Source organism: Flavobacterium sp. FlaQc-48, assembly GCF_044007335.1.
Classification (GTDB): domain Bacteria; phylum Bacteroidota; class Bacteroidia; order Flavobacteriales; family Flavobacteriaceae; genus Flavobacterium.
This window is the reverse complement of sequence record NZ_JBIPCR010000015.1, coordinates 42,827-62,773: the sequence shown is the minus strand read 5'-3', so window position 1 is coordinate 62,773 and position 19,947 is coordinate 42,827. Positions and strand designations below refer to the sequence as shown.

Here is a 19,947-nt window from a genome sequence, read left to right as displayed (position 1 = left end):
TTTTTAGATGACAATTAAAGAAACGTTTTTAAAAGATTTACAAATAATAGAGCCAATAATTTTTGGGGATGAAAGAGGGTATTTTTTCGAATCATACAGTAAAATTAAATTTAAAAGTTTAGGAATTAATATAGATTTCGTGCAGGACAACCAGTCATTCTCAAAAAAAGGAACTTTACGAGGTTTACATTACCAAAATCCTCCCTTTGCACAAACCAAATTAATACGTGTTTTAGAAGGGGAAATTATTGATGTTGCTGTTGACTTAAGAAAGGACTCTCCAACATATGGAAAATCATTTAGTGTTTTATTATCAGCAGAAAATAAAAAACAACTTTTGGTGCCACAAGGCTTTGCTCATGGTTTTTCAGTTATTAGCGAAACGGCAACTGTAATTTATAAATGTGACCAGTTTTATAATAAAGATTCCGAGGGGGGAATTAAATTTGATGATCCCTCTTTGAACATTGATTGGGGAATGAACTTAGAAGAAGCAATCGTCTCAGAGAAAGATCAAGTACTTCCTTTTATTGACAATTGTAATAGTTTATTTTAATGGAAAGAATTCTTGTAACAGGTTCAAACGGACAATTAGGATCTGAATTAGCAGTTTTAGCTTCAAAATATCCTCAATATGAGTGGGTTTTTGCTGATAGAAGTAAAATTACTTTGGATGATTTAGAGACTCTTAAAATTCAATTAGAAGAAATTCACCCCAATATAATCTTAAATTGTGGTGCTTATACAGCGGTTGATAAAGCTGAAACAGAAAAAGAATTGGCTTTTAAAATAAACCATCTTGCTGTAGAATTAATCGCAAAATATACTTTTGAAAATAATGCCAAATTAATTCATATCTCTACGGACTATGTTTTTGATGGGACCTCTTCAATTGCCTTAAATGAAGACGAAGAAACGAATCCTGTCAATGTTTATGGAGCAAGTAAAAGAGCGGGTGAAATTGCTTGTTTGAAAGAAAATCCAAACTCAATTATTATAAGGACTTCTTGGGTTTACAGTAAATTTGGAAATAATTTTGTAAAAACGATGCAACGATTAATGCAGGAAAGAGATGGTATTAACGTGGTTAACGACCAAATTGGTTCACCAACATACGCAGCTGATCTTGCTCAGGCTATGATTGATATTGTTGAATCTCCGAAATGGATCCCTGGCATTTACAATTATTCGAATGAAGGTGAAATAAGTTGGTATGAATTTGCGTTGTCGATAAAAGAACTTGGAGGATATAATTGTAATGTTGAAGGTATACCATCCGCATCTTACCCAACTCCGGCAAAGCGTCCGGAATTTTCACTATTGAATAAGAAAAAAATTAAAACCGTTTATAATTTAAATATTCCAAATTATAAAGAGAGTTTAAAAAAAATGTTTGTATAAATATTTGAATTATATGACATCTAAAATCTAAAATTAAGATTTATGAAAGGAATTATTTTAGCTGGAGGTTCTGGCACCCGTTTACATCCGTTGACATTGGCAATGAGCAAACAAATGATGCCGGTTTATGATAAACCAATGATTTATTACCCACTATCAACACTAATGATGTCCGGAATAAACGAGGTTTTAATTATTTCTACTCCACATGATTTACCCAATTTTAAAAAATTATTAGGAGATGGTTCTAGTTTAGGATGTAAGTTTAGCTACGCTGAACAAGCCATTCCAAATGGATTGGCCCAGGCTTTTGTAATTGGAGAAGAGTTTATAGGACAAGATGATGTTGCTTTAATTTTGGGAGATAATATTTTCTTCGGGTCTAATATGCAGGAACTTTTAAAATCAAATACAAAACCAAATGGAGGAGTTGTTTTTGCTTACCATGTCTCAGATCCCGAACGATATGGAGTGGTAGAGTTTGATGAAAACTTCAAAGCTATTTCTATCGAAGAAAAGCCTGAAATACCAAAATCTAATTATGCAGTCCCAGGATTATATTTCTATGATAATTCAGTTGTAGAGATTGCTAAAAATATTAAACCAAGTGCTCGTGGAGAGTATGAAATTACAGATGTAAATAAAGTATATTTAGAAAAAGAAATTTTAAAAGTAGGCATTTTGAGCAGAGGTACAGCATGGCTGGATACAGGAACATTTAACAGTTTAATGCAGGCAGGTCAGTTTGTGCAGGTTCTTGAAGAAAGACAAGGTCTGAAAGTAGGATGTATCGAGGAAATTGCCTGGAGACAAGGATTTATAAATGATGCTCAGCTCGAAGAATTAGCTTTACCTTTAGTAAAATCCGGATATGGAGCTTATTTGCTGGAGTTTTTGAAACAAAAGAAAAAAGGTATTAAGATTTAATTTAGGTATAGAAATAATTTTTTAAACCTTTAATTTGTATTTTTGTAAGTCATACAAAGTTTACAAAACTAAACGAAACCAAAATTGGATACAGATAAACAAACCAAAATAGCCTCAATGCTGCACAATTCCTTCTCACCAAGGAATTTAAGAGCAAGTATCAATAACCTTAGTTATCTGCCTAGATGGATCATTATTGCTATTGATGTAATGGTTCTTATTTTTTCATTCACCTTTACTTATATGTTGTTTGAAGGGACAGCTTTAGGTTACATAATAACTTCCCATCAGTTCTATTTTGTTGCAAGTTTAATTGTCATCAATATATTTTTCTTTTGGCTTTTTAGGACTTATTCCGGGATCATTAGACATTCATCTTATATAGATGCTATAAAACTGTTGTTTTCTCAAATGTCAGTTTTGGTGTTTTTTCTGTTTTTTAATTTAGTTTTTGAATTATATACAGGACATAAGGCTTTTCTAAATACAGCACTTTTTATCAATTTAGTGTTATCCTTTTGTGGTTTGTTTTTATATCGTGTTATTGTAAAACAAACTTTTGAGCTCTATTTTTCAGAGAAAACAAACTCTAAATTAATCAGAACGGTAATTTATGGAACAGATGCCAATGCTATTTCTGTTGCCAATGCATTAAAATTTGAAACTCCTTCAAGATTTAAAATAGTGGGTTTTGTAGATAAAAATAATCAGAATGCATCTAAGAGAATGTTAGATTTGCCCATTCTGATTTTAAGAAAAAAATTACCAGCTTTAATGCGTTCTGTAGCTGCAGAAGGCGTTATTATTGCGGATAAAAGTTTATCTAAAGAAGAACAATTAATTATTGTTGATCAATGTTTAGAATTTAATTACAGGGTATATACCGTTCCTTTAATTTCAGATTGGGAAAACCAAAAAGAGATTTCTCAAAAAGTAAAAAATATTCAGATTGAAGATTTATTAGAAAGAAAACCGATCGTTCTGGATAGTAAATCTATTTCTAAGCAATTAAAAGATAAAACAGTTCTGATTACTGGTGCTGCCGGATCAATTGGAAGTGAAATAGTAAGACAGGTTCTTGGATTTAATCCTAAAATGGTTATTATTCTTGATCATGCAGAAACACCTCTTCATAACTTGTGCCTAGAAACCCTGACCTTAGGTTCACAAGCAAAAATTATAGCAGTTATCGCAGATGTAAGAAGTAAAAAAGCTCTTGAAAAAGTTTTTAAAAATTACAGTCCGCATGTTGTTTTTCATGCCGCTGCTTATAAACATGTTCCATTGATGGAAGAAAATCCATCACAAGCTATTCAGACCAATATTAAGGGAACTAAAAATCTGGCTGATTTATCCTGTAAATACCATGTCAAAAAATTTGTAATGGTCTCCACTGATAAAGCAGTTAATCCTAGTAATGTAATGGGAGCGAGTAAACGTATAGCAGAAAAATACGTGCAATCACTATTTTTGAAAAATCAAAAAGAAAATGTTGACGGAGGAGTTACTAAATTTATTACGACTCGTTTTGGAAATGTTTTAGGCTCAAACGGATCTGTGGTTCCTTTGTTTACCAAGCAAATTGCCGAAGGTGGACCGGTTACTATAACGCACCAGGATATTATTCGTTATTTTATGACTATTCCGGAGGCTTGCCAGTTGGTATTAGAAGCAGGAGCAATGGGTAATGGAGGTGAGATTTATATTTTTGACATGGGTAAACCCGTAAAGATTATAGACCTTGCAAAAAAAATGATTAAACTGGCAGGGTTTATTCCTGATAAAGAAATCAAAATTAAAATTGTAGGTTTGCGTCCTGGTGAAAAACTATATGAAGAACTATTAAATGATACTTCTAAGACATTACCAACCTATCATAACAAAATCATGATTGCTCAGGAAATACAAGACGAATATGAAAATTTGCACATTGAAATTGATGAGCTTATTGGTATTGCTGACTTTTATGATAACGATGATATTGTAACCAAAATGAAAAAAATTGTTCCCGAATTTAAAAGTATGAATTCTGCTTTCGAAGTTTTAGATAAGTAGTTTCTTACTGCGAATTTGAATTTTGATTCTAAATAATAATAAAAGGTGTTTTTTTTTAAAACGCCTTTTTGCTTTTAAATAATTTATTAAAAGAATAAAAATCTGGTTAATTAAACGGGATTAAACACACACTAGATTAACAGTTTTAAAGAAAAAAAGAGATTACAAATTATTTGTAATTATATAAAATGAACGACAACAATAGCCCCAATGATTGGTTGTTTGAAATAACACCTAAAAATAAGTTCTTCTCGTTAAACTTAAAAGAAGTTTGGCAATATAGAGATTTATTACTCCTTTTTGTAAAGCGTGACGTTATTACAGTTTACAAACAAACCGTTTTGGGCCCGCTTTGGTATTTAATTCAGCCTTTATTTACATCTGTCACATTTACAATAATATTCAATAATGTTGCAGGAATTGATACCGGAACAGTTCCGCCATTTTTATTTAACCTGGCAGGAATAACGGTTTGGAATTACTTCACAGCCTGTTTAACAGGAACTTCAGATACTTTTAAAGCTAATGCTGCTATTTTTGGTAAAGTTTATTTCCCCAGAATTATTACACCATTATCCGTTGTGATTTCTAACCTGGTAAAGTTCGGAATACAGTTTTTAATTTTTATTGGATTCTATATTTTTTATTATTTTCAGGGAACAGATTTAAGCTTAAATAGTCTGGTTTTATTATTTCCTGTTTTAATTGTAGTAATGGGACTTCTGGGATTGGGATTAGGAATGCTTATTTCCGCAATGGTAACAAAATATCGCGATTTTAGTCATTTAATTGGTTTTGGAATACAGTTGCTAATGTACCTTTCGGCAGTAATGTATCCAATGGAATTAATTAAAGATAAGTTACCAAGCTATGGATGGCTTGTTCAATATAATCCATTAGCTTATATCATAGAAACCGCTCGTTATATGCTTTTAAATGTAGGAGAGATTTCTTTATTAGGATTAGGGTATACTTTTTTTGTAACTCTCCTTGTGCTTTTTACGGGACTTTTAATGTTTAATAAAACTGAAAAGAGCTTCATCGATACTGTTTAATTCAAATCGATACAGCTCTAAATATTAGATAATTAATTTATAATTACCATTAATAATTGAAGAAAGATATAATTTTAAAAGCCGAGAATATTTCTAAGCAATATCGTTTAGGACAGGTAGGTACTGGTACGTTAAGTCATGACATTAATCGTTGGTGGCATAAGATTAGAGGTAAAGAAAGCCCATATCTAAAAATTGGTGATATCAATGATCGCTCTACAAAGGGTAATTTGGATTATGTCTGGGCTTTAAAAGATATTAATTTCGAAGTAGAAAGGGGAGAAGTTCTGGGAATTATTGGTAAAAATGGAGCAGGAAAATCTACACTTTTAAAAATACTCTCAAAAGTGACAGCTCCAACTACAGGGAGTATTAAATCTCGTGGTCGTATTGCTTCACTTCTCGAAGTAGGTACAGGTTTTAATGGTGAAATGACCGGAAGAGAAAATATTTATCTGAACGGTGCTATTTTAGGTATGACTAAAAAAGAAATCTCTTCAAAACTGGATGAAATTATTGAGTTTTCAGGATGCATACGTTATATAGATACACCAGTCAAAAGATATAGTTCCGGAATGACGGTTCGTTTAGCTTTTGCCGTGGCAGCTTTTTTAGAACCTGAAATTTTAGTTATCGATGAGGTTTTGGCTGTTGGAGATGCTGAATTCCAGAAAAAAGCTATTGGAAAAATGCAGAATATATCTCGTGAAGGAGGTAGAACCGTTTTATTTGTTAGTCACAATATGGCAGCGGTTAAGAGTCTATGCACAAGAGGAATTGTAATGGAAAATGGATTTGTGAGTTTTGATGGTAATATTGACCAGGCTTTAGATATTTATAGTTCTAATTCTGTAAATTTTGTTTCTAATATAAAATGGAATATTGAAGATGCACCTGGTAACTCAGAAGCTAAAATTACTTCAATAAAAATTTTGAGTGATGAGAATTATTTTTTAATAGAAAATGATATTAAAATAGAAATAGAATATTTTAATTTTCTAGAAGGAAATTTAATTAATGCCAATATTTCAATTCTTAATGATAAAGAAGTTCATGTTTTAGCTTCTCCAAATCTAGAAAGAATCCCATTAGAAAAAGGAAAATATAAAAGTACATGCGTTATACCCAAGAATTTTCTCAATACCGGAAAGTATTTTTTTACAGTTTTATTAGTTGGTAATAATTTTGAAATAATCACTCAGTTAGAAAACATTGTAGCTATAGAGGTAGATGAAAATGGCGATCAAAGAAAGGGCTATTTTGGTTATTGGGGTGGGATAATAAGACCTGATCTGAAATGGAAAAATGAACGTATTAATTTGTAGAGTAATAAAAAATTAAAAAGAATAATAAACTAAAAATAAAATGATAAAATACATTGCCAGTTTTTTTAAAAGTAAACAAACTAAAATAGATGTTTTAAGTAATGAGATAAAAAAAATTCACGCTCTAATACCTCAGGATTTTGGAGGGGGTTGCAGCCATGAAAAAGGATTGTTAATGAGTTTGATAATTAGTGATTTCGAGCTTAAAAATACGGCTGATATTGGTGTTTACAGAGGACGTTCTTTGTTTCCACAAGCTATTGCCCATAAATTTTATTCTAAAGGTATTGTTTACGGAATAGATCCTTATAGTAATGAAGATGCTTTACAATATGATAATCCTTCTTTACAAAAACAATTAGATGAATTTATTGCATCAGTAGATTTTCAAGGCTTATTTAATGGGGTTACTAAAATTTTAAATGATAAAAAATATCAAAACAATTGTCAATTAATTAGGAAAAAATCCTCAGATGCAGCAGTTTATTTTAGTAATAATAATATATCATTTGGATTAGTGCATATAGATGGAAATCATGACACAAAATTTGTAATGGAAGATGTTAATAATTATTTACCACTACTACAAGAAAAAAGTTTTATTGTTTTAGATGATGTTTCTTGGGATTCTGTTCAGCCAGCATTTTCTTTATTAAGTAAAGAAATGGAATTTGTTGATAAATATGTTGATGAAACAAACGATTTTGCAGTTTTTGGAAAGGGTCTTTCAAACGAAGAAATAGATTTTGTTAGGGCTAATTTTAAAAAAGTGAAAGCTCTACAATAAAATGATAAAAAAAATTAGATCCTTATTAGCAATGCCAATAGCGTTATTGGATAGAAAATATTTTTTTAAAGGATTTAGAAAAAAAGATTTATTAATTTACGACGATATATTTCCTCATCCGGTTTCCGGTTTTCGATCTGAGGAATTTACAGTTTTGCTTAATAATTTCAGTAAATCTAAAATTATAGTAGAACCTTTGGCCTATCCCATTGTCAATACTCCAATAGAAGATCATATAAAACATATCGAACAATTTGAAGCACAGAATAATTCGTTAAAGAAGAAATTAAAATTAAAAAAAAGATTTATTAATATAAATACGAAATTATTTTATTGTGTTTTCCTCAATAACATTTATATGAATTTAGAATGGATAGAGAGATATAAGATTCCTTTTATTTTTACTTTATATCCGGGAGGAGGATTTCAATTAAACGAATCTATAAGTGATAGTAAGTTAAAAAGGGTTTTAGAATCACAAATGTTTCGAAAGGTTATTGTAACTCAAAAAATAACTCAGGATTACTTATTAGAAAAAAAACTTTGTAGTCACGGAAACATAGAATTTATTTTTGGAGGAGTTGTTCCTCAAATATCCTTAAATAAAGATTTGGGTGATAAAAAGACTTATCTAAAGGGAAAAACTACATTTGATATTTGTTTTTGTGCAGCTAAATACACCCCTAAAGGAGAAGATAAAGGATATGATGTTTTTATAGATTTTGCTATAGAAATATCGAGGAAATATGATTTTGTTAGATTTCATATTATTGGTGGTTTTACGGATGCTGATATAGATGTACGCATGCTAGAAGATAAAATTAAATTTTATGGATATCAGAATTTTGAATCATTAGGAAGAATCTATAAAAATATGGACGTGCTAATTTCTCCCAATAAAGCCTTTATTTTGGGAAAAGGAGCTTTTGACGGTTTCCCTTTAGGCACTGTCGTAGAAGCCGTTTTAAATGGGGTTGTTGTATTAATTACAGATGAATTAAAGCAAAACAATAGTTTTATTGCGAATGTAGATTTAATTTTAATAGAAAGTCAAAAACAATCACTTATAAATCAAATAGAAAATTTGATACAAAATCCAGAAAAATTGTATTCAATTTCTGAAAATGGCCGAAAAAAATTTCAAAAGGTTTATTCAAATGAAATTCAAATGCTACCGAGAATTGCAATACTTCAAAACGAAATCGCCAAAACATAAGATGATAAATGTAACCAAAACTTTTCTTCCTCCTTTATTAGAATATAATAAACAAATACAGCGTGCCTGGGATAATGAATGGCTCACCAACAGAGGTGAACTAGTATTAGAATTAGAAGAAAAACTAAAAAAGCACTTAAAGATTTCAAATATAATTGTTACTAATAATGGTACAATACCATTGCAGATTGCAGTAAAATTGTTAGGCAATAATGGAGAAATTATAACCACGCCATTTAGTTATGTGGCTACGACAGCAGCAATAGTTTGGGAAAATTGTACACCTGTTTTTGTAGATATACATCCAGAATATTTAACCATTGATGAAACTAAATTAGAAGCAGCTATTACACCAAGAACAACAGCAATACTGGCTACTCACGTTTTTGGTAACCCCTGTAATGTTATTGCGATCGAGTCTATTGCAAAAAAATATAATTTAAAGGTCATTTACGATGCTGCACATTGTTTTGGTGTACAGTTTAATGGGCAATCTATTTTTGATTTTGGAGATATAAGTACGTGTAGTTTTCACGCCACAAAGTTGTTTCATACCGGAGAAGGTGGTGCCATGTTTACTAATGATTTAGATTTGCGAGATCAATTATTTTATTCTCATAATTTTGGACATAACGGCCCTTTAGCTTTTCATGGCTTAGGGATTAATGGTAAAATGTCTGAGTTGCAGGCAGCTATGGGATTAGCTGTTTTTCCATATATGGATGAAATAATTGATGAAAGAAAAAAAGTAGTTGATTTTTATAAGGATAATCTGGATTTTTCAAAACTACATTCGATTAAAATAAGAGAAAATACAAATTGGAATTACAGTTATTATCCATTAATTTTTGAGAATGAAGCACAATTACTTCAAACTCAAAAAATATTAAATGAAAATGAAATTTCACCCCGACGTTATTTTTACCCTTCTTTGAATACTATTGAGTATACTAATGGTGAAAATATGCCAGTTTCTGAAAGTGTGGCATCTCGAGTCATGTGTTTGCCATTGTATGTAGGACTGGAATCAGAGCAGTTAGAAAAAATTGTTTTACTTATTAATAGAAGTTTATGTTAATTATAGGAGCTAAAGGGTTTGCGAAAGAAGTTTTAGAAGTTGTGTATCAATTAAACCAAAGTGATAATTTGGCTTTTTATGATGATGTAAATGATGATATAAATGGGGTATTATACAATAGATTCCCTGTTTTAAAAACGCTTTCGGAAGCATCAACATATTTTAGTACGATAGATAATAGGTTTACAATTGGAATTGGAAATCCTGTTTTGAGAAAAAAACTTTATGATAAATTTACAGCATTAGGAGGTGTATTTACTTCAACAATCAGCCCATTTGCTGTTATCGGTAATTTTGGCAATGATATTGGCATAGGGTCGAATATCATGACCGGAACAGTTATCACATCAGATGTTATTGTAAAAAAAGGTTCTCTAATCAATTTAAACTGTACAATTGGTCATGATTGTATTATAGGGGAATTTGTAGAATTATCACCCGGAGTCAATATATCCGGAAATTGTATACTTGGTGATTACAGCGTTTTAGGAACTAATGCGACCGTATTACCAAAAGTTAGTATAGGTAGAAATGTAATTGTTGGTGCCGGAGCTGTCGTAACTAAAGATGTTCCTGATAATTCTTTAGTTGTTGGTATACCAGGTAAAATTATTAAAGAACTAGAGGAATTACGATTTTAAAATGAATCGAAATCTAAAAGTCAGCGTTTGTATGATTACTTATGGTCACGAGAATTATATTCGCGAAGCTATAGAAGGTATTCTAATGCAAGAATGTGATTTTGATGTAGAATTGATTATTTCTAATGACTGTTCTCCGGATAAAACAGATTTGATCATTCAGGATATTTTAGAAAATCATCCTCGAAAATCATGGGTTAAATATTATAATCAAGATGAAAACTTGGGTATAATGCCTAATCTGTTTTTTGCTCTGGAAAAGTGTTCAGGAAAATATATTGCAATGTGTGAAGGAGATGATTATTGGATTACTAAAGATAAACTCCAGAAGCAAGTTGATATTTTAGAAGAAAACAAAGAAGTTGGACTGGTATATTCTAATACAAAACAATACATTCAAAAAACGGGACAATTTATTGACGTTCAGGCTAGATTTGTACAAAACCAGGAAGAAGTAATTCCGGAAATGCTAAAAAGTAAATTTGTTGAATTTGCCTCTACTGTTTTCAGAAAAACAATTCTGGACCAGGTAATTAAAACGCTAAGCAAAGAACTGGAAGGAAAAGTAATAGGCGATACCAGAATAATTCTTGAAACAGTGTATAGATCAAAACTCTATTATTTGAACGAAGTAACTGCGGTATATAGAATTCTTGAGGGTAGTGCAAGTCATCCTAAACAGATTGATAAATATATCTTCGCATTAAAAGACACCTATTTTTGCAGAAAAAGCTTTGTTGAACGAAATAATCTGAATAAAATTTGGTTATCAGATTCTATTTGTAATACGAATAGAGGATTAATAAATACTGCTTTTGTATCTAAGAAATATTCAGATACTTTAAAGTTATTAAAAAATATATTAATTTTAGAAGTCTTTAAATACTGCAGTTGGAGTGTTTTTAGGAAAAAAATGAAAGCTGATATCTGGATAAAACTTATCTTATCATTAGTTGGTATAGGGTTTTTAAGGCAGAAATTAAGATGAAGAAAAATCCTGTTATTAGTGTTTGTATGATTACCTATGGTCACGAAAATTATATTCGTGAAGCTATCGAGGGAGTTTTAATGCAAGAATGTAATTTCGAAGTAGAATTAATAATTGCCAATGATTGTTCTCCGGATAATACAGATCTAATTATTCAGGAAATTTTACAAAATCATCCTAAAAAATCATGGATTAAATATTTCAGGCATGAAAAAAATTTAAGAATGATGCCTAATTTTATTTTTGCCTTAGGTGAATGTTCAGGAAATTATGTCGCAATATGCGAAGGTGATGATTATTGGACAGATCCTTTAAAACTGCAAAAACAAGTTGAATTTTTAGATGCGAATCCAGATTTTGTTATTCATAGCGCAAATGCTGTTGAATTGTCAAAAGATTTAAACAATACCGGTAAACCAATTTTAAAAGGTGAGATTGATAAAGTTTTTACATTAAGAGATTTCTTATCTCATAATAACATTATAACTTGTACTGTAATGTTTCGGAATGTGATATGTGAATTTCCTGAAAGTTTTAAAGAGGTAAAATTTGGCGATTGGTTTTTCTACCTTATTTTGATGCATAATACCCAATCAAAAACTTACAGATCAACAGAATTATTTTCAGTGTATAGAATTCATGAAGGAGGTGTAATGTCTAATTTAACGAAATTAGATTATTATAACACCCATATTTTTCAGATTATCTCTATTTATAATTATTTAGGAAACAAGACTCTATATCCGAAAAACGATCATCTTTTAAACGATTTTTTTATTAAAAAATTCAGATTAATATTAAAAGAAGACATGTATTTCGAGTCATTAAAGACATTTGTGACTAATTTTAAATATTGTGGTTTTAAAATGCCTTTCAAAAAATATCTCAGTGCTTTAAAATATAATTATTTACAAAAAGGCCATGAGTAAACCTTTAGTTTCGATCATAGTTCCTTGTTATAATCAGGCTCATTATCTGGATGAAGCTTTGCAATCTGTTTTAAATCAATCATACAGTAATTGGGAGTGTATTATAATCAATGATGGAAGTCCTGATCATACTGATGAAGTAGCTAAAAAATGGTGCGATCTTGATCATAGATTCAAGTATTATCAAAAAGAAAATGGAGGATTAAGTAGTGCCAGAAATTTTGGATTAGATCGTGCAAAAGGCAATTTTATACAGTTTTTAGATTCAGATGATTATTTAGGCAACCTAAAATTAGAAAATGCTATAAAGTCTTTTAATCTATTAGAAAATAAAGATCTAAAAATTGTTATATCTAATTTTAAAATGTTTGAAGAAGATATCAATACTCCTTCAGACCCTTACTGTAAATTAAGTTCAGCACTTTTTAATTTTGAATCGCTCTTGTACGAATGGGATAATTCGTTTACAATACCAATTCATTGTGGTTTTTTTGAATCTTCTCTTTTTAATAATTTTAGATTTCCTGAAAATTTAAGAGCAAAAGAAGATTGGGTAATGTGGGTAACTTTGTCTCAAGAGATAAATAAAGTAGTTTTTAATGATGAATTTTTGGCTTTTTATAGAAGAAATCCCAAGAGTATGACTAAAAGTGAAAACTTATTTCCTGATTTTATAAAAGCAATGGAGTATTTTGCTACAATACTTACTCCTCAAAAATATCATAAATTGTCAGTGGTTATCATTTCAAGGTTTTATCAATCTAGTTTGGATTATAAATATAAACTAGCGTTATGCAAAGATTCAAATACATACAAACTGGGTCTTTTCTTTAAGAAAACAGCACTAAAAATGGGAGTTTTATCAATTGCTAAAAAGCAATTTGAAAGATTTATCAAGTTTAAATTTATTTCAGACAGAATGTAACCTCATTCTAACTGGATAAAAAAATATATGAAAATTACCTGATTTAATGAAGGAGATAAAAAAGCTTAATAGGAACGAGATTATAGTTAGTATTTTTATACTTACCTATAATCAGGAACAATATATTGCTCAGACTATTGAAAGCATTTTGAATCAAAAGACAAATTTCTCTTTTCAATTGGTAATAGGAGAGGATTGTAGTACTGACAGAACAAGAGTTGTTTGTGAAGAGTTTGCCCGTAATTATGGTGATAAAATAAAGCTACTCACAAGTCCTGAAAAAAATATTGGACTCATTGCTAATTATATACGCACGATAAAAGAATGTGATGGAAAATATATTGCAATATGTGATGGAGATGATTATTGGATTGATCCTTTAAAACTTCAAAAACAAGTTGATTTTTTAGAAAATAATTCAGAATACTCAATTGTCCATACAGCTTTGAAATTCCTGGCTCCAAATGGAGATTTTACTGTTTTTTTGGATTCTGATAATCTAAATTACAATGAATTTAATAATTTGATTTATTCTAATTTTATCTTTTCTGTTACAGCGCTTTTTAGAAATGTACAATTTCATGAACAACTCCCTCATTGGGTAGATCAATATCCTTACGGAGATTGGCCAACTTATTTATGGACTATAAAAGATGGAGGCAAAATTCATTATATAGAAGATATTACTGCGGTTTACAGAAAAGATATTGGAGTATCATATAAACTTAAAGATTGGTATACAGAAGATTTGAAAATTAGAAAAAATATTCTGAACGATATACATTTCAAAAAATATAAGCAAATTGTTTCAAAATGTATTTTTGAAAAAGAATGTGATTTATTGATGACTTTCAATCGGGATAAAAAATTTAAAGAATCTTTTAAATTATTCATTGAACTATTAAAAAAAGAGAAAGGAAAATTATCTTTGACCAGGTTGTATTTGTATTCTTTAAAGAAATCCTTTTTGAATTAAAAAAAATAATGCTGTTTTTATAATTAAGCATGTAAAAAAATAAATGTGAAAAAAGTATTGAAAGAAAGAGCAAGAAAAACATTAAACTTTTTTAGTGCACTATATTATTTACTTTTATTCTTTTTTTTTGAAAGTAGAAAAATAAGAAAATCAAATATTGTTTTCTTATTTCCTGTTTATCATACAGGTGGTGCAGAAAGGGTTCATTTAAATATCGTTAAAGCGGTTGAAGGAAAGAAAAGTTGTGTGCTGTTTACACAAAATTCTAATACAACTAATTTTTTAGCGAGCTTTGAGAAGCATTCAGAAATAATTTCAATAAATAAAATTATCACTAAAAAAAATAAGTTTCTTATTGAAGTTTTAAAAAGCATCATCATTAAATCATTGAATAAAAATCAAAGTCTTGAAACTGTTTTTGCTTCAAATGCTACTTTTTTTTATGAATTATTACCTTTCTTAAACGATACGATTACTAAAATAGATTTAATTCATGCGTTTTCATATCCTGATGCAGGTATTGAGGAAGATAGTATTTTTTATGTAAAATATTTAGACTACAGGGTAGTCATAAATGAAAAAACAAAAGTAGATTTACTTACTCAATACGAGTCTCACAATATTGATCCGGTATATAATAAAAGAATTGTAAAAATTGAAAACGGAATTGAAATAGATGAAGGTGAATTTTGTACAAAAGATACTGATAAAATTAAAATTGGCTTTGTAGGACGTTGGGCTCATGAAAAAAGGCCTGAATTGTTTTTGCAAATAGCCAAAAATGTGATTTCAGTTTTTCCTAATGTTCAGTTTGAAATGATGGGAACCGGAATGAAGAGTAATAAAAGGAGTATTGACTCAGCAGGAGTTTCTTTTTTGGGAGAAATAACAGATAAAAATACGCTGAAAGAAATTTACAAGGATATGACTTTTCTTTTAATTACGTCTAGCAGAGAAGGATTTCCTATGGTAATCATGGAGTCTATGGCCCACGGCGTGATACCAATAACAACAAATGTGGGAGGAATAACGGAACATATCGTAAATGGCAAAAATGGTATTGTAGTTTATGATGTAGAGGAACAGGAAATAGTAAAAAAAATTACCGATTCTATAGTAGAGTTGATAAATAATAAAACGCAAATTCAAAAAATATCCGAAAATGCATCTTTGTACGCACATTCAAATTTTCAAATCAAAAAATTTAATGATAGCTATCAAAAGTTGTTATTTAAACAAAATTGATTAATCTTTTTTAAGAAACAAAATTGTTTAAAGAATAGAGCTGCTTTAAAATGATAACAATTGCAATAACATATAGAAATAGAGATCAGCGAATCGTTGAAAATTGCCTGGATTCTTTAAAGAACCAATCAAATTTAGCTTTTAAAGTAGTTTTAATAGACTATGGAAGTGAAGAATCGTATGCATTCTCTTTAAATAAATTAATGGTGGATTATCCTTTTGTAGAACTTATTTCTTGCCCGGTTCGAAAACAACTTTGGAATAAATCACGAGCTATAAATATCGCTTTGAAGCAATGTGCTTCAGATTATTTTTTTGTTGGAGATATTGACATGATTTTTCATAAAGATTTCATTGAAAAATTAGAACAGTTTAAAAATAAAGATGAAGTGACTTATTTTCAGGTCGGTTTTCTGGATCAGGAAGAATCTAAAAAAAACAAAGCTTTTAACGAATATAAAATAAATCATTTTTCGGGTAAAGAAGCAACTGGAATGACATTATATGCTACAACAGTATTGAAAAGCATAAACGGATACAACGAGTTTTATCATGGTTGGGGTGCTGAAGATACAGATGTTCACATTCGCTTACAAAATAAAAAAGTGAAAGTGAATTTTTACAAGGACGATATATATATGTTACATCAATGGCATCCTAAAGCTTATAGGACTAAAAGTAGCCTTGAGCCTTTTCATAGTCAGCTCGAAAGAATAAATTACCAATATATCCGACAAATACAAAAAACGAATATAATTGATGCAAACACTCCTTTCAATTGGGGGATGCTGCCTCTAAATTTAGATTACTTTAATTTGAATAAACCGGATTATGATTTCTTAATTACAAATGAAAAAAATGATATTCAGGCATTTTTGTCAGGAACAATACTAAATTTAAAAGATGTTGTTGTACATGTTAAAATAGTAAATCATTTATTGTATAAAAGTTTAAAAAATGAGGTAAAAAGAGTAATGGGAAAGAAACACTATCAGTTTCTTTCCTTTAATACAATCAATGATGCCATTTTATTAACCATAATTTCTTCCTTACGAAACCAGCCGTATGAATATGAGTATTCGAAATTGGAGCAAACTATTAATTTAAAAATCAAATTATAGTTATGAAAATTCTAATGGTTTCAATGGCATCCCAGCACTTTTTTAAGTGGGTTGAACAGCTTGAAAATGCAGGGCATGAAATTTATTGGTTTGATGTTTTAGATAGCAAACAAAAAGTAGAAAGGATTAGTTGGATAAATCAAATTGTAGGATGGAAATTACGATGGGATTATCCTGGGCGTTTTTTTTTTAAAAGCAAATTTCCAAAAATTCATAATTTTATAAAACAATTTAATGATCGCAGTACGGCAAGGGTTTTTGAACAAAAATTGTTAGAAATTCAACCTGATGTTGTCCATAGTTTTGAAATGCAGCTTTCTTGTTTGCCAATTTTGGAAATAATGGAAAAAAAATCTTCCTTGCCATGGATGTATTCGTCCTGGGGAAGTGATATGTTTTATCCGGAACAAATAGGAATTTCTCATTTCCTGATGTGTAAGACACTAAAAAGAATGGATTATTTAATAACAGATTGTTTCAGGGATTTTGAAATTGCTAAAGAAAAAGGTTTCAATGGTAAATTTCTTGGGGTTTTTCCAGGTAACGGAGGTTTTGAATTTAAAAGTGAATTAATACTTCCTCTTTCTTCCCGAAAAACAATTTTAATAAAAGGATATAATAATAAAATTGGCAAAGGCATTACTATTATAAAAGCCTTGACAAGTGAGATTTTATTGCTGATCAAAGACTATGAAATTGTTGTTTTTGGAGCTGATCAGGAAATTAAAGATTACATAAAAAATAACAGTCGGTTTGTGAATAGTACTATTAAAGTGTACCTCAGATCAGAGTTTATCGAAAATAATAAACTGATGAAAATAATGGGACAAAGTTATATTTATATAGGCAATAGCTTATCAGACGGATTACCCAATTCTTTAATTGAAGCAATGGGTATGGGAGCTTTTCCTATTCAGTCTAATCCGGGAAATGCAACAGCAGAATTAATAGATGATGAACAAAACGGATTACTAATCCAGGATGCATTAAATCATAAACAAATTGAGGAGTTGATAAAAAAAGCAATCCTAAATCCTGTTAGGCTCGAAAAAGCTTTTTCCCTTAATATCAGTTCTGTAAAAGAAAAATATGATAGAGAAAGTAACAGGTTTAAGATCGTAGAATTGTATAAATCTATTGGGAAAAATAAAAATTAGATTAAATTATAGTGTACCAAATAATTTAAGAATATTAGAAATAAAAACATTTCTTTATAAATTGATAATATAATTTGCAATGAAAAAAACAGGAATTATTCCGCTTCGTAAAGGCTCTAAAGGAATTCCAGGGAAAAATAAGAAAAAAATGTTAGGACGTCCGCTTTTTTCGTGGGTTTTGACTGCTGCTATTTTTTCAGAATTAGATGAAGTATATGTATTTACGGATGATCAGGATATAATTGATTTTATAAATAGAGAATATCATTGGGCATCAAAAGTTAAAGCACTTTTACGTAATGATCAAAATGCATCAGATACTGCTTCTACAGAAAGCGCTTTATTAGAATTTGCCGAGACTGTAAAAAATGATTTTGATTTATTATGCCTGTTACAGGCAACTTCACCCATGACAACTTCAGAAGATATTAATGCTTCATTAAATGAAATTCTGATCAATAATAAAACTTCAGCATTAACAGTTGTAAACACACATCGTTTTATTTGGAATACTGACGGAACTCCACAAAATTATGATGTTTTTAATAGACCCAGACGTCAGGACTTCGAAGGCTTACTGATGGAGAACGGAGCAGTTTATGCGACTACAAAAGAGGCTTTTTTAAGTTCAAAAAACCGAGTAAGCGGCACAATCGGACTGGTAAAAATGAATGAAGAATCTCTCGTTGAAATCGACAGTTTGTCTGATTGGGAAATTATAGAAAATCTGCTGGCTGATCGTCAGAAAAAAAAGAAAGTACATCAGCGAATCGAATATTTAGTGTTAGATGTTGATGGTGTTTTTACAGATGGCTGTGTTTACTATGATGCAGAAGGCGAAATGGCGAAAAAATTTGACATGCGCGACGGAATGGGATTAGAAATAATCAGACAAAATCAGGTTGAAGTACTTGTAATGACTTCAGAAAATTCTGATTTAGTAGCGCAGCGCATGAAGAAATTGCAGATAAAACACACTTTTTTGGGTGTTAAAGATAAGTTTTCCTTTTTAACACAATTTCTTTTAGAGAGAAATAGTAGTTTTGGCGCCGTTGCGTACGTAGGTGATGATGTTAATGATCTTGCAAACATTTGTACTGTTGGCTGGTCATTTACTCCTGCAGATGCAACGGATGTGGTTAAGGCAAATGCAGATTACATTTTAACAAACGCTTCAGGAAATGGAGCCATTAGAGAAACGTGTGAAATTTTATTAAAGTATAATAAACGTTATGAAAGAGTATAAAAAACCTTATGTTATTGCCGAAATAGGATGCAATCACAAAGGGGAAATGGAAATAGCCAAAGAATTAATTAAAATTGCTAAAATCTTTGGAAATGCAGATGCTGTTAAGTTTCAGAAACGTAATAACAGAGAACTTTTAACAGAGGAACAATACCATGCTCCGCATCCTAATGCCTTAAATTCATACGGAAATACTTACGGAGAACATCGAGAGTATTTAGAGTTCAATGTTGATCAGCATCGTGAATTAAAAGAATACTGCCAGGAAATAGGAATTACATATTCAACTTCTGTCTGGGATACAACTTCAGCAAAAGAAATTACTTCATTAAATCCTGAATTTATTAAAATTCCTTCGGCATGTAACAATAATTTTGACATGTTGGAATGGCTATGTGATAATTATTCCGGAGAAATTCACATTTCAACCGGAATGACCACAAAAGACGAAACCGATATTTTAGTAGATTATTTTATCAAAAAAGGAAGAAATAAAGATCTTGTTTTGTATAATTGTACTTCTGGATATCCTGTTCCTTTTGAGGATGTTTGCCTGTTGGATATTAATTTACTGAAACAAAAATATGAAGACAAAGTAAAGCATATTGGTTTCTCAGGACACCATTTAGGTATTGCAGTAGACATCGCAGCTTATACCTTAGGAGCTCACGTTATCGAAAGACATTACACCATAGACAGAACCTGGAAAGGTACAGATCATGCCGCGTCTTTGGAGCCTATGGGTTTGCGTAAACTGTCCCGTGATTTAAATGCTGTTTATCATGCTTTAACTTTTAAAAAATCAGACATTCTTCCAATTGAGCAGGTACAAAGGGAAAAGCTTAAAAATAAAAAGGTTAATTAATAATAGTGGA

Annotated in this window: 19 protein-coding genes; all 19 read left to right on the top strand. The window is 30.2% G+C overall.

The features are described 5' to 3' along the window. Positions 1–7 precede the first annotated feature (7 nt). Entirely contained in the window at positions 8–556 is a 549-nt protein-coding gene (gene rfbC, locus ACHRWY_RS20495) for a dTDP-4-dehydrorhamnose 3,5-epimerase (RefSeq protein ID WP_395357163.1), read from the top strand. Beyond that, on the top strand, positions 556–1,401 hold the full coding sequence (rfbD, locus tag ACHRWY_RS20490; RefSeq protein WP_395357161.1) for a dTDP-4-dehydrorhamnose reductase: 846 nt from the start codon (positions 556–558) through the stop codon (positions 1,399–1,401). Before rfbC ends, rfbD begins: the two co-directional genes overlap by 1 nt. 42 nt (positions 1,402–1,443) lie before the next feature. Next, positions 1,444–2,328 carry a glucose-1-phosphate thymidylyltransferase RfbA gene (rfbA, locus tag ACHRWY_RS20485; RefSeq protein ID WP_395357159.1) on the top strand — a complete coding sequence of 295 codons (885 nt, stop codon included), beginning with the start codon at positions 1,444–1,446 and terminating at the stop codon, positions 2,326–2,328. Positions 2,329–2,412: 84 nt separating this feature from the next. Continuing rightward, entirely contained in the window at positions 2,413–4,383 is a 1,971-nt protein-coding gene (locus tag ACHRWY_RS20480; RefSeq protein ID WP_395357157.1) for a polysaccharide biosynthesis protein, read from the top strand. Between the two features lie 188 nt (positions 4,384–4,571). After that, positions 4,572–5,438, top strand: a complete 867-nt coding sequence (locus ACHRWY_RS20475; RefSeq protein WP_395357155.1) for an ABC transporter permease — start codon at positions 4,572–4,574, stop codon at positions 5,436–5,438. Positions 5,439–5,494: 56 nt separating this feature from the next. Beyond that, complete coding sequence (locus tag ACHRWY_RS20470) at positions 5,495–6,763, top strand: polysaccharide ABC transporter ATP-binding protein (RefSeq protein ID WP_395357154.1); 1,269 nt, start codon at positions 5,495–5,497, stop codon at positions 6,761–6,763. Between the two features lie 40 nt (positions 6,764–6,803). Beyond that, entirely contained in the window at positions 6,804–7,550 is a 747-nt protein-coding gene (locus tag ACHRWY_RS20465) for a class I SAM-dependent methyltransferase (RefSeq protein ID WP_395357152.1), read from the top strand. Position 7,551: 1 nt separating this feature from the next. Beyond that, on the top strand, positions 7,552–8,766 hold the full coding sequence (locus ACHRWY_RS20460) for a glycosyltransferase family 4 protein (protein ID WP_395357151.1): 1,215 nt from the start codon (positions 7,552–7,554) through the stop codon (positions 8,764–8,766). Between the two features lies 1 nt (position 8,767). Continuing rightward, on the top strand, positions 8,768–9,844 hold the full coding sequence (locus ACHRWY_RS20455) for a DegT/DnrJ/EryC1/StrS family aminotransferase (protein ID WP_395357150.1): 1,077 nt from the start codon (positions 8,768–8,770) through the stop codon (positions 9,842–9,844). Continuing rightward, positions 9,838–10,485 carry an acetyltransferase gene (locus ACHRWY_RS20450; RefSeq protein ID WP_395357149.1) on the top strand — a complete coding sequence of 216 codons (648 nt, stop codon included), beginning with the start codon at positions 9,838–9,840 and terminating at the stop codon, positions 10,483–10,485. The genes ACHRWY_RS20455 and ACHRWY_RS20450 overlap by 7 nt, the downstream gene beginning before the upstream one ends. Before the next feature lies 1 nt (position 10,486). Continuing rightward, positions 10,487–11,473: a glycosyltransferase gene (locus ACHRWY_RS20445; protein WP_395357147.1), complete on the top strand. Its 987-nt coding sequence runs from the start codon at positions 10,487–10,489 to the stop codon at positions 11,471–11,473. Next, entirely contained in the window at positions 11,470–12,402 is a 933-nt protein-coding gene (locus ACHRWY_RS20440) for a glycosyltransferase family 2 protein (RefSeq protein ID WP_395357146.1), read from the top strand. The genes ACHRWY_RS20445 and ACHRWY_RS20440 overlap by 4 nt, the downstream gene beginning before the upstream one ends. Next, entirely contained in the window at positions 12,395–13,327 is a 933-nt protein-coding gene (locus ACHRWY_RS20435; protein WP_395357145.1) for a glycosyltransferase family 2 protein, read from the top strand. Before ACHRWY_RS20440 ends, ACHRWY_RS20435 begins: the two co-directional genes overlap by 8 nt. 46 nt (positions 13,328–13,373) lie before the next feature. After that, positions 13,374–14,303: a glycosyltransferase gene (locus tag ACHRWY_RS20430; RefSeq protein ID WP_395357143.1), complete on the top strand. Its 930-nt coding sequence runs from the start codon at positions 13,374–13,376 to the stop codon at positions 14,301–14,303. Between the two features lie 45 nt (positions 14,304–14,348). Beyond that, a complete protein-coding gene (locus ACHRWY_RS20425) occupies positions 14,349–15,548 on the top strand; it encodes a glycosyltransferase family 4 protein (RefSeq protein WP_395357142.1) in 1,200 nt (399 codons plus the stop codon). Positions 15,549–15,598: 50 nt separating this feature from the next. Beyond that, positions 15,599–16,669 carry a glycosyltransferase family 2 protein gene (locus ACHRWY_RS20420; protein WP_395357141.1) on the top strand — a complete coding sequence of 357 codons (1,071 nt, stop codon included), beginning with the start codon at positions 15,599–15,601 and terminating at the stop codon, positions 16,667–16,669. 2 nt (positions 16,670–16,671) lie between these two features. Next, a complete protein-coding gene (locus ACHRWY_RS20415; RefSeq protein ID WP_395357140.1) occupies positions 16,672–17,826 on the top strand; it encodes a glycosyltransferase in 1,155 nt (384 codons plus the stop codon). A 79-nt stretch (positions 17,827–17,905) separates the two neighbouring features. Beyond that, positions 17,906–19,072, top strand: coding sequence for a cytidylyltransferase domain-containing protein (locus ACHRWY_RS20410; protein ID WP_395357139.1), 1,167 nt, complete (start codon positions 17,906–17,908; stop codon positions 19,070–19,072). Beyond that, a complete protein-coding gene (locus ACHRWY_RS20405) occupies positions 19,059–19,937 on the top strand; it encodes an N-acetylneuraminate synthase family protein (RefSeq protein WP_395357138.1) in 879 nt (292 codons plus the stop codon). The genes ACHRWY_RS20410 and ACHRWY_RS20405 overlap by 14 nt, the downstream gene beginning before the upstream one ends. Positions 19,938–19,947: the final 10 nt, after the last annotated feature.